Annotated in this window: 12 protein-coding genes; 10 read left to right on the forward strand and 2 right to left on the reverse strand. The window is 61.6% G+C overall.

What is annotated here, in order from left to right; genetic code table 11:
- The first annotated feature begins 79 nt into the window (after nucleotides 1-79).
- From bamA to lpxB, 6 genes are read left to right on the forward strand one after another with little or no spacing between them, the layout of a single operon-like run.
- Nucleotides 80-2413, forward strand: coding sequence for an outer membrane protein assembly factor BamA (bamA, locus tag OIU37_RS01585; RefSeq protein WP_129420786.1), 2334 nt, complete (start codon nucleotides 80-82; stop codon nucleotides 2411-2413).
- Nucleotides 2414-2463: 50 nt separating this feature from the next.
- On the forward strand, nucleotides 2464-3528 hold the full coding sequence (gene lpxD / locus OIU37_RS01590) for a UDP-3-O-(3-hydroxymyristoyl)glucosamine N-acyltransferase (protein ID WP_171602330.1): 1065 nt from the start codon (nucleotides 2464-2466) through the stop codon (nucleotides 3526-3528).
- Entirely contained in the window at nucleotides 3521-3988 is a 468-nt protein-coding gene (fabZ, locus tag OIU37_RS01595; protein WP_264255138.1) for a 3-hydroxyacyl-ACP dehydratase FabZ, read from the forward strand. The genes lpxD and fabZ overlap by 8 nt, the downstream gene beginning before the upstream one ends.
- Nucleotides 3985-4803, forward strand: a complete 819-nt coding sequence (gene lpxA / locus OIU37_RS01600) for an acyl-ACP--UDP-N-acetylglucosamine O-acyltransferase (RefSeq protein ID WP_171602332.1) — start codon at nucleotides 3985-3987, stop codon at nucleotides 4801-4803. The genes fabZ and lpxA overlap by 4 nt, the downstream gene beginning before the upstream one ends.
- A gap of 3 nt (nucleotides 4804-4806) precedes the next feature.
- Complete coding sequence (locus OIU37_RS01605) at nucleotides 4807-5688, forward strand: LpxI family protein (protein WP_240603374.1); 882 nt, start codon at nucleotides 4807-4809, stop codon at nucleotides 5686-5688.
- Nucleotides 5685-6854, forward strand: coding sequence for a lipid-A-disaccharide synthase (gene lpxB, locus OIU37_RS01610; protein WP_171602334.1), 1170 nt, complete (start codon nucleotides 5685-5687; stop codon nucleotides 6852-6854). Before OIU37_RS01605 ends, lpxB begins: the two co-directional genes overlap by 4 nt.
- Nucleotides 6855-6885: 31 nt before the next feature.
- Here lpxB and gltA read toward each other — a convergent pair whose 3' ends face one another.
- Nucleotides 6886-8175: a citrate synthase gene (gene gltA, locus OIU37_RS01615; protein ID WP_003539304.1), complete on the reverse strand. Its 1290-nt coding sequence runs from the start codon at nucleotides 8173-8175 to the stop codon at nucleotides 6886-6888.
- A 290-nt stretch (nucleotides 8176-8465) separates the two neighbouring features.
- On the opposite strand from gltA, the gene OIU37_RS01620 reads away from it, so the two are divergent.
- Nucleotides 8466-10898 carry a ComEC/Rec2 family competence protein gene (locus tag OIU37_RS01620; protein ID WP_264255139.1) on the forward strand — a complete coding sequence of 811 codons (2433 nt, stop codon included), beginning with the start codon at nucleotides 8466-8468 and terminating at the stop codon, nucleotides 10896-10898.
- Here the strand turns inward: OIU37_RS01620 and lexA are convergent.
- A complete protein-coding gene (lexA, locus tag OIU37_RS01625) occupies nucleotides 10879-11598 on the reverse strand; it encodes a transcriptional repressor LexA (protein ID WP_029873161.1) in 720 nt (239 codons plus the stop codon). The two genes, OIU37_RS01620 and lexA, sit on opposite strands and share 20 nt — an antisense overlap.
- A 195-nt stretch (nucleotides 11599-11793) precedes the next feature.
- On the opposite strand from lexA, the gene OIU37_RS01630 reads away from it, so the two are divergent.
- From OIU37_RS01630 to eno, 3 genes are all read left to right on the forward strand, one after another.
- On the forward strand, nucleotides 11794-12690 hold the full coding sequence (locus tag OIU37_RS01630) for a VOC family protein (RefSeq protein ID WP_264255140.1): 897 nt from the start codon (nucleotides 11794-11796) through the stop codon (nucleotides 12688-12690).
- Nucleotides 12687-13532, forward strand: a complete 846-nt coding sequence (gene kdsA / locus OIU37_RS01635; RefSeq protein WP_064654217.1) for a 3-deoxy-8-phosphooctulonate synthase — start codon at nucleotides 12687-12689, stop codon at nucleotides 13530-13532. The genes OIU37_RS01630 and kdsA overlap by 4 nt, the downstream gene beginning before the upstream one ends.
- Before the next feature lie 137 nt (nucleotides 13533-13669).
- Nucleotides 13670-14944: a phosphopyruvate hydratase gene (eno, locus tag OIU37_RS01640; protein WP_182209607.1), complete on the forward strand. Its 1275-nt coding sequence runs from the start codon at nucleotides 13670-13672 to the stop codon at nucleotides 14942-14944.
- Nucleotides 14945-14978: the final 34 nt, after the last annotated feature.

Below are 14978 nucleotides of genomic sequence, written 5' to 3' on the forward strand. Positions count from 1 at the left end.
AAGCGGGTAAAACGACACACGTGACCGGAATCGGGGTTTCCTGGGGCCGGGGACGAGGGAAACAAAGGTAATAGGTGAAATGAAGGCTGGTTCAAAGTTTTTGAACGCAGTATCGGCGGTTGCGCTGTCTGCTGGTGTTGTTGCTTCGGGCGCAGGTGCTGTGACGTTCGTTTCCGCTACGGCCGCTGAGGCCGCGGTCATCCAGCGCATCGATGTGCGCGGCGCAAGCCGTGTCGGCGCGGAAGCCGTCCGGTCGAACCTTACCATCGCTCCTGGAAAGAGTTTTTCGAACAGCGATATCGATGCCTCGGTCAAGCAGCTCTACGGGACGGGTTACTTCTCCGACGTCAAGATCTCGGTCTCGGGCAGCACGCTGGTCGTCAACGTTCAGGAAGCCCAACTGGTCAACCAGGTCGTCTTCAACGGCAACCGCAAGATCAAGGACGACAAGCTCGCGACGATCGTCCAGACCCACGCTGCCGGCCCCTACAGCGACACCCAGATCCAGGCCGACATCCAGTCGATCAAGGAAGCTTATGCAGCCACCGGCCGCAGCGAAGTCGAAGTCACGACGCAGGTGGTGCCGCTCGGCGAAGGCCGCGTCAACCTTGCCTTCGTCATCAACGAGGGTGATCGCACCAAGATCGATTCGATCAACTTCGTCGGCAACAATGCCTACAGCGCCGGCCGCCTGGCTGCCGTCATCAACACCAAGCGTTCGAACTTCCTGTCGTTCCTGACCCGCAAGGACGTCTACAACGAAGACAAGCTCCACGCCGACGAAGAAGCGTTGCGCCAGTTCTATTACAATCGCGGCTACGCCGACATGCGCATCGTCTCTTCCGATGCCACCTTCGACGACGCGACCAACAAATACACGCTCACCTTCAACATCGAGGAAGGCCAGCGCTACGACTTCGGACCGGTGACCGTCCAGTCGACCGTCGAAGGCGTCGGCTCAGAGCAGTTGCAGCCGCTGGTGCGCACCCGCGAAGGCCAGGTCTATAACGCCAAGGAAGTGCAGAAGTCGATCGAGGCGATCTCCGATCAGGTGGCGTCTGCCGGTTATCCCTTTGCGCGCGTCACGCCGCGCGGTAACCGCGATCTCAACAACAACACGATCGGTGTCGAATATCTGGTCGACCAGGGTGAGCGCGCCTATGTCGAGCGCATCGAGATCCGCGGCAACAGCCGCACGCGCGACTACGTTATTCGCCGCGAATTCGACATGAGCGAAGGCGATGCCTTCAACCAGCAGATGATCACCAAGGCCAAGCGGCGCCTCGAAGCGCTCGGTTACTTCTCCTCGGTCAACATTTCCACCGCTCCGGGCAGTTCTCCGGACCGTGTCGTGGTGATCGTCGACGTGCAGGATCAGTCGACCGGTTCGTTCGGTGTCGGTGCGGGTTACGCCGCCGGCGGCGACGGTCTGCTGCTCGAAGCCTCGATCGAAGAAAAGAACTTCCTCGGCCGTGGCCAGTACATCCGCATCTCGGCCGGTGGCGGCCAGGAAGGCTCGCGCGCCTACGGCGTCAGCTTTACCGAACCCTATTTCCTCGGCTACCGTCTGGCGGCAGGCTTCGACGTCAACCGTAGCGAAACGTCGAGCAACGACGACTACGACTACGAGGAAACCAGCGTCGTCCTGCGTGTCACTGCGCCGATCACCGAAGATCTGGCGACGACCTTCCGCTATAACTACAAGCAGATGAAGTATGACGGCGATACCGACGATCTTTCGGCGACCTACGCCAATCTGGTCGACGAGAGCCCGTGGACACGCTCTTCCGTCTCGCAGACGCTGACCTACAACACGCTTGACGACACCGTCCTGCCACGTGAAGGCATCTATGCGACGGCGACGCACGAACTTGCCGGCCTCGGCGGCGACTCGCAATTCTACAAGATCTACGGCAAGGCCCGTTATTACCACTTGCTCGCTGACGATGCCGATATCATCGGCTCGCTCTCCGCTTCGGCTGGTTATGTCGTCCCCTTGGGTGACCATCTGAACGTCTTCGACCAGTTCACGCTGAACAACGGTGATATTCGCGGCTTCGAGAACAAGGGTATCGGCCCGCGCATCCGCGGGGATAACGATGACCCGCTCGGTGGCACGACCTATTTCACGGCGTCTGCAGAAGCGACCTTCCCGATGCCAGGCTTCCCGCGCGACTTCAACCTGCGCGGCGCAGTCTTTGCCGATGCCGGCACGCTGTTCGGCAACGACGTCGAGCTTCTTGGGTCCGACCAGGCCGACGGCACCAGCGCTTCGCTGCGCGCTTCCGTCGGTGTCGGCGTCGTCTGGCAGTCTCCCTTCGGTGCATTGCGTCTGGATTACGCGATCCCGGTCCTCAAGGAAGACTTCGACAAGACGCAGAACTTCAAGTTTGGCATCAACAACCAATTCTGATATCGGCAGTCCGGAACTGTAAGACTCAATTCCGTTCTGGAGCATTGCCGATGGAGCAAAACGTTTTTTTTCTGCCCCATGAAGGTCTGAAGCTCGCTGAGCTGGCAGAGTTTCTTGGGGCGGAACTTGCTAGTTCCGACTATGCCGATGTTATCGTCAGATCCGTTGCCCCCATCAGCCGGGCCCGGGCGGGCGATGTCTGTTATATCCTGTCGCGTCGCAACCGCGATGAGCTGGTGACATGCGAAGCCTCGGCAGTGATCTGCGACAAGGCGCTCGCCGATCTTGTACCTCCACACATCCCGGTCATCCTGTCGTCCAATCCGCATGCGGCTTTTGCGATGGCGGGCGGCCTGTTTTATCCCGCGGCATTGCGCCCGGTCGTCTTTTCCGGTGAAGGCGAGATCGCGCCGAGCGCGGTGATCGATCCAAGCGCCAAGCTTGAAAAGGGCGTGATCGTCGAGCCGATGGCCGTCATCGGGGCGCATGCCGAGATCGGCGAAGGGACGCGCATCGGCGCGCACAGCATCATCGGTCCGAATGTCAAGATTGGCCGGGATTGTTCGATTGCGGCCGGCGCGAGCATTCTCTGCGCGCTGCTCGGTAACGGCGTCATCATCCACAACGGCGCCCGCATCGGCCAGGACGGTTTCGGTTATGCACCAGGCCCGCGCGGCATGATCAAGATCGTCCAGATCGGCCGGGTGATCATCCAGGATAATGTCGAGATCGGCGCCAACACCACGATCGACCGTGGCGCCATGGACGATACGGTGATCGGCGAAGGCACCAAGATCGACAACCAGGTACAGATCGGCCACAACGTTCAGATCGGCCGCCATTGCGCCATCGTCGCGCAGGTCGGCATCGCCGGCAGCACGAAGATCGGCAATGGCGTGCAGATCGGCGGCCAGGTCGGCATCAAGGGGCATGTGACGATCGGCGACGGCGTGCAGATCGCCGCCAAAAGCGGTATCATGACCGATCTTGCCGCCGGCGGACAATATGGCGGTATCCCTGCACGTCCGCTAAATGACTATCTGAGAGATGCCGCCCAACTGGTGTCCAAGACCAGGCTGCGCGGGAAGAAAACTGGAGGCAAGCAAAATGACTGAGGAAGCCACGACAACGCTTTCTTCGGCTGACATCATCGAGATCATGAAGCTGCTGCCGCATCGCTATCCCTTTCTCATGGTCGACAAGATCATCGAGATCGACGGCGACAACACCGCGATCGGCATCAAGAACGTCACGGTGAACGAACCGCATTTCACCGGCCATTTTCCGGAATCTCCGATCATGCCCGGCGTCCTCTTGATCGAGGGCATGGCTCAGACCGCGGGCGCGATCTGTGCCAAGAAGGAAGGCCAGCCCGGCAACCTCGTCTATTTCATGACCATCGAGAATGCGCGCTTCCGCAAGCCCGTCGTGCCCGGTGATCGCGTCGAATTCCATGTCAGGAAGCACAAGCAGCGCGGCAATATCTGGAAATTCCATTGCGACGCCAAGGTCGGCGGCGCGCTTGTCGCCGAGGCCGATATCGGCGCGATGATCGTTCGTAAGGATCAGGCATGAGCACTATCGCCGAAAGCGCCCGCATTCATCCGATGGCTGTCGTCGAAGACGGCGCGACCATCGGTGAGGGCGTCAAGATCGGTCCCTTCTGCCATGTCGGGCCGCACGTCGTCCTGCATGCGAATGTCGAGCTTTTGTCGCATGTGGTCGTGACCGGCCGCACCGTGATCGGCAAGGGCACGCGCATCTTCCCGATGGCGGTCGTCGGAGGCGATCCGCAGAGTGTGCATCACGGCGGCGAGGAGACGACGCTGACGGTCGGCGCCAACTGCACGATCCGCGAAGGCGTGACGATGAACACCGGCACGGCCGATTTCGGCGGCCAGACGATCGTCGGCGACAACAACCTCTTCCTCGCCAATTCCCATGTCGCGCATGACTGCCGGGTCGGCAATCACGTGATCATGTCGAACAACGTCATGCTCGCCGGCCATGTCGTCATCGAGGACCGCGTCATCCTGGGCGGCGGCTCGGCCGTTCACCAGTTCACCCGCGTCGGTCGCCAAGCCTTCGTCGGCGGGCTCTCGGCGGTGAGCTACGACGTCATTCCCTATGGCATGCTGAACGGCAATCCCGGGCTGCTGAGCGGCCTCAACGTCGTCGGCATGACGCGCGCCGGCGTCGACCGCGCCGTCATTCACAGGGTGCGCCGCGCCTACAAGTCGATCTTTGAAGGAACAGGCTCCGTCCGCGAAAACGCCGCCGCCATCCGCGAAGAATATGCCGATTGCGAGCAGGTGGTCCACATCCTCGACTTCATCGCCGCCGACAGCGACCGCGCCTTGTCCTCGCCGACCCGGGGGCAGAAGGGCTAATCCGTGGCTTTTTCCGGCGACACCGCTGCGGGTCGGCTGGCGATCATCGCCGGCGGCGGTCTTCTGCCTTCCTATGTCGCCGAAGCCGCGCGCGCGGCGGGCGAAAATCCGGTTATCGTCGCACTGAAGGACGAAAGCGACCGGCGCTGGGAAGGTTATGACCACGCCGTCATCGCTATCGGCGATTTCGCAGCTCTCGATGGGTTGCTCAACCGTTATGGCATCGGCCGTGTGGTGATGTCGGGCAGCGTGCGCCGCCGGCCGGAATGGCGCGAGGTGCGTCCGACGCTGCGCATTCTGATGAAGGTGCCGGCCGCCATCCGCACGCTGCTGTCCGGTGGCGACGACACGGTTCTGCAGATGGTGATCCGGCTGATCGAGGGAAACGGCCGCCGCGTCGTCGGCGCCCATGAAATCGCCCCCGACCTTCTTGCCTCCGTCGGCCCGCTTGGCGCTGCAGCACCCGGCGAGGAGGACCGGCGTGATATCAGCCGCGCCGCCGAGGCCGCCGACATGCTGGGCCGGCTCGATGTCGGGCAGGGTGCTGTCAGCATCGGTGGACGCGTCGTGGCACTCGAGGGTCTTGAGGGCACGGATGAGATGCTGGCCCGTGTCGCGGGTCTCAGAACCGCCGGACGCATCTCGCCGCGCCGCCGCGGCGCGCTGGTCAAACTCTGCAAGCCGCAGCAGGATATTCGCGCCGACTTGCCGGCGATCGGCGTTTCCACGGTCATGAATGCAAAGAAAGCCGGCCTTGCCGGCGTCGCCGTCGAGGCCGGCCGCTCGCTGGTGCTCGATCGCGCCGCCGTCATCAAAGCTGCCGATGAGGCCGGGCTTTTCGTCTGCGGCATCGATCGCGGCCTGCCAGCATGGGGGCTCGAATGAACGGGGCGCCGCTGAAGATCGCCGTCATTGCCGGCGAGGTATCGGGCGACCTGCTCGGTGCCGATCTTATCGCCGCCCTGAAGCGGATTCATAGCGGACCGGTGGAACTCGTCGGCGTCGGCGGCGAGGGGCTGCAGGCCGAAGGCTTGCAATCGCTGTTCGATTTTTCCGAGCTGTCGATCATGGGTATCACCCAGGTGCTGAGCCGGCTGCCAAAGCTCTATACCCTGATCCGCCAGACGACGGCTGCCATCATCGCCGCAAGGCCTGATATTCTTCTCATCATCGACAGCCCGGATTTCACCCATCGCGTCGCAAAGCGCGTCCGCACCGCGCTGCCCGATCTGCCTGTTGTCAATTATGTCTGTCCGAGCGTCTGGGCCTGGAAGGAATATCGCGCCACGCGCATGCTCGCCTATGTCGATCACGTGCTCGCCGTCCTGCCCTTCGAGCCGGCAACGATGCAACGCCTCAATGGCCCGGCGACAACCTATGTCGGGCATCGTCTGGTCGCCGACCCCGCTCTGCTGGAGACACGTCGCCTGCGCGTGGGAAGGCGACCCGGCAGCGGCACGATCCTGCTTCTTCCCGGCTCACGCTCCTCCGAGATACAGAAACTTCTGCCCTATTTCGAGGTCGCAACGAACGAACTCGTCGCCCGCAACGGGCCGACACGCTTCGTTCTGCCGACGGTGACGCACAAGGAGGCGCTTATCCGCGAAATGACGGCCGGGTGGGGGATAAAGCCGGAGATCGTCGTCGGCGCAGAAGCAAAATGGAAAGCCTTTGCCGAGGCCGATGCAGCCATGGCGGCATCCGGAACCGTTATTCTTGAACTGGCGCTTGCAGATGTTCCCGTCGTCTCCGCCTACAAGGTCGACTGGATCATGCGCATGCTGACATCGGGCATCAAGACCTGGACCGGCGCGCTGCCAAACTTGATCGCCGATTACCCGGTCGTCCCGGAATATCTGAACGACGTCGTTCGCGGCGCAAGCCTCGCGCGCTGGATGGAAAGGCTGTCGGCCGACACCTATCAGCTAAAGGCGATGAAGGAAGGGTACGACCTCATCTGGCAGCGCATGCAGACCGAAAAGCCGCCCGGCGAGCATGCCGCCGAGATCCTTCTCGACGTGCTGAAAAAGAAAAAACCCGGTCATTTCTGACCGGGTTTCTTTTGGGTTCTTTCTGAAGCGATCAGCGCTTCGAAACCGGAATATAGTCGCGCTTCGGTTCGCCGACATACAGCTGGCGCGGACGGCCGATGCGCTGTTCCGGATCCTCGATCATCTCGTTCCACTGCGCGATCCAGCCGACGGTGCGGGCGAGCGCGAAGAGCACGGTGAACATGGTCGTGGGAAAGCCCAGCGCCTTCAGCGTGATGCCGGAATAGAAGTCGATGTTCGGATAGAGCTTCTTCTCGATGAAATATTCGTCGGTGAGCGCGATGCGCTCCAGCTCCATCGCCACTTCGAGCAACGGATCGTCCTTGATGCCGAGTTCGCCGAGCACTTCATGCGTCGTCTTCTGCATGATCTTGGCGCGCGGATCGTAGTTCTTGTAGACACGGTGACCGAAGCCCATCAGGCGGAACGGATCGTTCTTGTCCTTGGCGCGGGCGACATATTCCGGAATGCGATCGACCGTGCCGATTTCGTTCAGCATGTTGAGGGCTGCTTCGTTGGCGCCGCCATGCGCGGGACCCCAGAGGCAGGCAATGCCGGCGGCGATGCAGGCGAACGGGTTGGCGCCCGACGAACCGGCGAGACGGACGGTCGAGGTCGAGGCGTTCTGCTCATGATCGGCATGCAGGATGAAGATGCGGTCCATGGCGCGGGCAAGCACCGGATTGACCACATATTCCTCGCAAGGCACGGCAAAGCACATGCGCAGGAAGTTCGAGGCGTAGTCGAGGTCGTTCTTCGGATAAACGAAGGGCTGGCCGATATGGTATTTGTAGGCCATGGCGGCAAGCGTCGGCATCTTGGCGATCATGCGCAGGCTGGCGACCATGCGCTGGTGCGGATCGGTGATGTCGGTGGAGTCGTGATAGAAGGCCGACAGCGCGCCGACGCAGCCGCACATGACGGCCATCGGATGCGCATCGCGGCGGAAGCCGGTGAAGAAGCGGCTCATCTGCTCGTGCACCATGGTGTGGTGCGTGACGCGGTAATCGAAATCCTTCTTCTGCACGGTGGTCGGCAGTTCGCCGTAAAGCAGCAGATAGCAGACCTCGAGGAAGTCGCCGTGCTCGGCGAGCTGCTCGATCGGATAGCCGCGATGTAAGAGGACACCTTCGTCGCCGTCGATGTAGGTGATTTTCGATTCACAGGATGCGGTCGAGGTAAAACCCGGATCGTACGTGAAGGAAGCCGTGTTCTTGTAGAGGGCACCGATATCGATGACGCTCGGGCCGATCGTGCCGCTTTTGACAGCAAGGTCGACAGACTTGTCACCGATTTTTATTGTAGCGCTTTGATCCGTCATGCTGATCCTCCGAAATGGCGGTGGCGCCATAAAAGCGCCATAGGGGTTAAGCGTCCTCACCGATAGCTATATGATCGCGAAGCTAATGCCAAGTTACCGTGATGGCATTTTGTGCATTGCGGTATCACCTTTTAGGCACTGCAGCGATGAGCCGCATGCATATCGGAAGCCGATGATTCGACTGGTCTTTTGGCGCTCGCGATTTTCCCTCATATTTCAATCGATTATGCTTGCCGGATTTGATTGGAGGTTGCATTCTGGCCGCCTTCGCAGCCGGGCTTGGGCGGTTCATGCAGGAGTTGACGACAGTCGAATTGCGGCCGGAAGCGGGCGAAGGCCCTGCCGACTCCTCCAGTTTTTCACCACCTGTCGTGGTGACGCGAGCGACAAGGACGCAGTCGGAGACACCATTGCGCCACCGGCTGCCGGCCGCAGCCTCGCAATTGCTGCGTGCCGGCATGCGCATGCTGGGCGAGGAGGTAGACCATGGCCGCCTGCTGCTGTTTTCGCCGGTCTTCCTCGGCGCCGGGTCAGCCGGCTGGTTTCTCGCGGCATCGGATTTTCCTCTCGTTGCATCACTGCTCTGCCTGTTGGCGCTGACCGTGGCGGTTCTCATCGCCGGCCGCAGCCGGGCGGCAGTGCGGGCAACGCTGCTGGCGCTTTCACTCGTGGCCTGCGGCATGGTCACGGCGCAGTTCGAGAGCCGGCGGGCTTCCACCGTGATCCTCGATTCCGCCGTGACGACGACGGTGACCGGCCGTGTCGAGCGGCGCGAAGGTGATGATCGCGGGCGGTGGCGCTACATTCTTGCCGTTACCGGCACTGAGGCGCCACAGGTGAAGCGGCCGCCGGACCGCATCACCGCAATCGCCCGCGGCGCGGACGTGGCCTTCGAGATCGGCGATATCATCACTGGCAGAGCGCGGCTGACGCCGCCGGCAGGCCCAGCGCTTCCCGGGCTCAACGACTTCTCCTTCGGTGCCTATTTCGATGGCATCGGCGCCAACGGCTTCTTCTACGGTGCGCCGACGAAGGTCGATGTGCAGGCAGGTCCGCAGGCGGCCAGATCGACGACCGAAGCGCTGCTGGAATGGCTCTACCGGCTGCGCAGCGGTATCGGCGACCGCATAAGGTCGATCCTGCCCGGCGACACCGGCGCTTTTGCCGCTGCTCTGGTGACGGACGAGCGGCGCGCCATCTCGGATGCGACGACGGAAGCGCTGCGCCAGTCCGGTCTGGCGCATATCATCGCCATCTCCGGTCTCAACATGGCGCTGTCGGCCGGAATCTTCTTCGTCGGCTTGCGGATGCTGCTCAGCCTCTTTCCCGGTGTCGCCGAGGCCTATCCGACGAAGAAGATTGCCGCCGCCGGCGCGCTCATCACCGTCACCGCCTATTTCCTGATCTCCGGCTTTGCGGTCTCTGCCGAACGCGCTTTCATCATGATGGCCATTATGTTGATCGCCGTCTTCTTCGACCGGCCGTCGATCAGCCTACGCAATGTCGCTCTCTCCGCGCACGTCATCATTGTCATTTCGCCGTCCGAGGTCTTGGGTCCGAGCTTCCAGATGTCTTTTGCCGCCACATTGGCGCTGGTCTCTGGCTATCAGCTGTGGAAGGATCGGCGGGTCCGCGAAAACGCTTTCCTGAAGCTGCCGATCATCAGGCCCTTCGTTACCGTTGCGGGCTTCTTCGGCGGCGTCTTCCTGACCTCGTTGATCGGCGGTTTTTCCACCGCGCTGTTTTCGATCGAGCATTTTCATCGCCTGACCGCCTACGGCCTGCCGGCAAATCTCGCGACAATGCCGATCATCTCCTTCATCATTATGCCGGCCGGCTTGCTGGCAATGCTGCTCATGCCTTTCGGCTTGGATGTTTGGGCCTGGAAGATCGTCGGATTCGGCCTCGATCTGGTGATCGCGGTCGCAAAGACGGTGTCCGGCTGGAATGGCAATATCGACGTCGGCCGCTTGCCCGCCTGGTATTTCACCGTCGCCGTGGCAGGCTTTCTGCTGCTGACGCTGCTCCGCACCCGGTTGCGCCATATCGGCACATCGATTATCGCGGTCGCGACGCTCATCCTGCTGCTTCTGCCGGTTCCCCGGCCGCCGGATCTGGTGATTTCGGAGGATGGTAGTCTCGTCGCAATCGTCGAGGCGGCGGCAATGGCTTCCAACCGTGAAAGACCGCCGGATTTCATCTTCGACCAGTGGCAGAGAGCGCTGGTCCTGCAGAAGCATGATCCGCCGAAGATGCTGGACGGTCCTGCTATCCCGCCGGAGGGAGAAGATCGCCGCGTCGGGCTTTCCCGCGATCAGCAAAACGAAGCAAGGACCGCGATGCGGGCCGCCGCAGCGGGCGGTGACGCAAACCGCTTTTCCTGCGTCAAGAAGGCCTGGTGCACATCAAGGCTTGGCAATGGTCAGGTGGTAACCGTCATCGACAATGCCGCCTATCTAGGCTCGGCATGCGACGCCGCCGATATCGTCGTGACGTCGGTCCGCCTTCGCTTAAACAGCTGCCGCTCAGGCGCGACGCTCTTCACCGGTGAGACGCTTCGCAGGAGCGGTTCCATCGAGTTGCGCTTCACGGATGCCGGCCCGGAGGTCGCAACCGCATTCGATGCATTGTCGCGGCCATGGATGCGCCATCGCGCCTATGACTGGCGCAGCAACAGTTTTACCGAAACCGGCCTGGCCAATGTCAGTGATAGCGGCGAATGAGGCCGACGAGTTTGCCCTGTACCTTGACGCGGTCCGGCCCGAAGATCCGGGTCTCGTACGCCGGGTTGGCGGCTTCTAGCGCGATCGAGGCGCCCTTGCGCCGGAAGCGCTTCAGCGTCGCTTCCTCGTCATCGACGAGGGCAACGACGATATCACCGGGACTTGCAGTGCTGCCGTTGCGGATGATCACGGTGTCGCCGTCGAAGATGCCGGCGTCGATCATCGAATCGCCCTTGACCTCCAGCGCGTAATGTTCACCGGAGCCGAGCATGTCGGCCGGAACGACGATGTCGTGGGTGTTGTTCTGGATCGCCGAGATCGGAACACCGGCAGCGATTCGGCCCATGACCGGCACGGAGACCGAATTGCCGTTGTCGGCGACGGGCTTTGCAGGAGCAGGGGCGGCGACCGGCTGTGGCTTGCCGAGGCTGCCCTCGATGACGCTCGGCGAAAAGCCGCGCCGGGGCTGGATACTGGGGCTGTAGGCCTCCGGAAGCTTGATGACCTCGAGCGCGCGGGCGCGGTTCGGTAGGCGGCGAATGAAGCCTCTCTCCTCGAGCGCTGTAATCAAGCGATGAATCCCGGACTTCGAGGCGAGGTCCAGGGCATCCTTCATCTCGTCGAAAGATGGCGGAACGCCGGATTCCTTCATGCGCTCATGAATGAAGAGGAGAAGCTCCTGTTGTTTGCGCGTGAGCATCGACGTTGTGACCTCGTGATTGAAACAAATCCAGAACAGACACTATATGTTCCATATGTGTTCCGCAAGTAGCTAAATTTCCGTAAAACTTGGCGCCAACTCGTTGAGATTTTTATTTTCATTCGCCGGATTGGGACACAAGTCTTGTATTGAAGGTCGCGCTGCACATCTCTTGACCTTTCCAGGAGGGACATGATGAACGAGCATTCCGCCAAACCGCACCCGCTGGATCATGTCGTGCTGCCGGTCGTCAATATCGATCTGGCGCGCGAAAGGCTCGGCAAGCTCGGCTTCACCGTTGCCTCCGATGCGCGCCATCCCTTCGGAACGGAGAATGCCTGCGTCTTTTTTGCCGATAAGACCTATCTGGAGCCGCTCGGGGTTGCGAGCGTCGAGGAGAGCGAGGCATCGGCGCGGCAAGGCAATGTCTTCACTGCCCGCAACCAGGCCTTCCGCTTCCGCTGCGGCGAGGAGGGGCTTTCGGGACTGGCCTTCGGCAGCAAGGCTGGCGGCATCGATCATCAAAACTTCGTCGGCAACGGATCGAGCGCCGGCGAGATGCTGCAGTTCACCCGGCCGATGACGATGCCGGACGGTTCCGAGACGATCGCCGGCTTCAAGCTGGCTTTTGCCGGCGACCTGCGCGCGCCTGATCTCCTGCTTTTCACCGTCGAGCGCGTCAATCCGCTGCCGGCCGACCGCGCCGCGCTTGAAACACATGCCAATGGCGTCACCGGCATAGTCGAGATCGCGCTTTGCACGCCGGAGCCGGCCGCCTTCGCTGCCTTCGTCAGCCTTGCCGTGGCGCAATCGGCAGTCGAGAAAACCGGTTTCGGCGTCAATATCGCGGCATCGAATGCCAAAATCAGCCTGATGACGCCAGAAGGGCTGGAGGCCTATTTCGACATTGGTGGCTCATCCGCCGATCGCGGCCTACGCGGCCGGGCAATCCTCTTCACTGTCGCCGATCTTGCCGTGACAGAAGCGCATTTGGCTGCTAACGGGGTGACATACACGCGCAAGAACAACCGCATTCTGGTGAAGCCCGCGCCCGGGCAGGGCACGCTCTTCGCCTTCGAGGAAACACGATGAGCACTGATACGAATTCCGAAGTCAGGATCGGCGAAGGCCAAGGCCAGGTCACCTTTTCCAATACCGGCCGCCTGTCGCTGATTGCCGGTCCATGCCAGATGGAGAGCCGCGACCACGCCTTCATGGTTGCCGGCACGCTGAAAGAGCTTTGCGGAAAGCTCGGCATCGGCCTCGTCTACAAGAGCTCCTTCGACAAGGCGAACCGGACCTCGCTGTCGGCCGAACGTGGTATCGGCATCGAAAAGGGCATGGAGGTCTTTGCCGACCTCAAGAAGGAATTCGGGTTTCCTGTCCTGACCGACGTCCATACCGCCGAGCAATGCGCGGAGGTGGCAAAGATCGTCGACGTCCTGCAGATTCCGGCCTTCCTTTGCCGCCAGACCGACCTCCTCATCGCCGCCGCCAAGACCGGCCGCGTCGTCAATGTCAAGAAGGGTCAGTTCCTCGCTCCCTGGGATATGAAGAACGTCTTGAAGAAGCTCAATGCCAGCGGCAATCCGAACGTGCTGCTGTGCGAGCGCGGCGCCTCCTTCGGTTACAATACGCTGGTCTCCGACATGCGCTCGCTGCCGATCATGGCGGCGATGGGCGCCCCCGTTATCTTCGATGCGACCCATTCCGTGGCGCAGCCGGGCGGGCAGGGCGAATCCTCCGGCGGTCAGCGGGAATTCGTGGAAACGCTGGCGCGCGCAGCGGTGGCTGCCGGCATTGCCGGTGTCTTCGTCGAAACCCATCAGGACCCCGACAATGCACCTTCCGACGGACCGAACATGGTCTACCTTAAGGACATGCCGCGACTTCTCGAAAAGCTGCTTGCCTTCGATGCGGTCGCCAAGGCTTGACGTTCAACAGCCTGACATGATCGTGCTATAGGCCGGGAAGGCTGGTTCGAAGGCTGGAAATTGCAGCATTGTAATTTGCACGTCTTCGATTAAGACAGGTTTCGAACGACTGATCACCCACCGAGCAGGAAGAACCCATGACTGCAATCACCGATATCATCGCCCGCGAGATTCTCGATAGCCGTGGCAACCCCACCGTCGAAGTCGATGTCTATCTCGAAGATGGCAGCATGGGCCGCGCGGCCGTTCCCTCGGGTGCCTCGACGGGCGCACATGAGGCGGTCGAACTGCGTGACGGCGGCAAGCGCTATCTGGGCAAGGGCGTCGAAAAGGCGGTCGAAGCCGCCAACACCGAGATCTTCGACGCGATCGGCGGCATCGACGCCGAAAATCAGATCCAGATCGACAACATCATGATCGAGCTCGACGGCACGCCGAACAAGTCGCGCCTCGGCGCCAACGCCATCCTCGGCGTGTCGCTCGCCGTCGCCAAGGCTGCCGCCCAGGCCTCCGGCCTGCCGCTCTACCGCTATGTCGGCGGCGCTTCCGCGAGCCTGCTGCCGGTGCCGATGATGAACATCATCAACGGCGGTGCCCACGCCGACAACCCGATTGATTTCCAAGAATTCATGATCCTGCCGGTCGGCGCCGATACGATCGCCGAAGCCGTGCGCATGGGTTCGGAAGTCTTCCATACGCTCCGCAAGGAACTCGCCGCACAGGGCCACAACACCAATGTCGGCGATGAAGGCGGTTTCGCACCGGGCCTGAAGAGCGCTTCGGAAGCCCTCGACTTCATCATGAAGTCGGTCGAGAAAGCCGGCTACAAGCCGGGCGAGGATATCTACCTCGGCCTCGATTGCGCCTCGACGGAATTCTTCAAGGACGGCAAATACGTTCTCGAAGGGGAAGGCCGCACGCTCGAATCAGGCGCCATGGCCGAATATCTCGCCGAACTCGCTGCCAAGTACCCGATCATTTCGATCGAAGACGGCATGGCTGAAGACGATTGGGACGGCTGGAAGACGCTGACCGACCTGACCGGCAAGAAGACCCAGCTCGTCGGCGACGATCTCTTCGTCACCAACTCCGCCCGTCTTCGCGACGGCATCCGCATGGGCGTTGCCAACTCGATCCTCGTCAAGGTCAACCAGATCGGCTCGCTGACGGAAACCCTCGATGCCGTCAACACGGCGCATAAGGCAGCCTATACCGCCGTCATGTCCCACCGCTCCGGCGAAACGGAAGATTCGACCATTGCCGATCTCGCGGTCGCCACCAACTGCGGCCAAATCAAGACCGGCTCGCTGTCGCGTTCCGACCGCCTTGCCAAGTACAACCAGCTGATCCGCATCGAAGAAGGCCTCGGCCCCCAGGCTCAGTATGCCGGCCGCTCGATCATTCGCGGCTGATCGGATCTGATGTTCAATGGTTTGACCCGCGCCC

The sequence above is a fragment of the Rhizobium sp. BT-226 genome (assembly GCF_025847085.2).
Lineage (GTDB): Bacteria > Pseudomonadota > Alphaproteobacteria > Rhizobiales > Rhizobiaceae > Rhizobium > Rhizobium sophorae.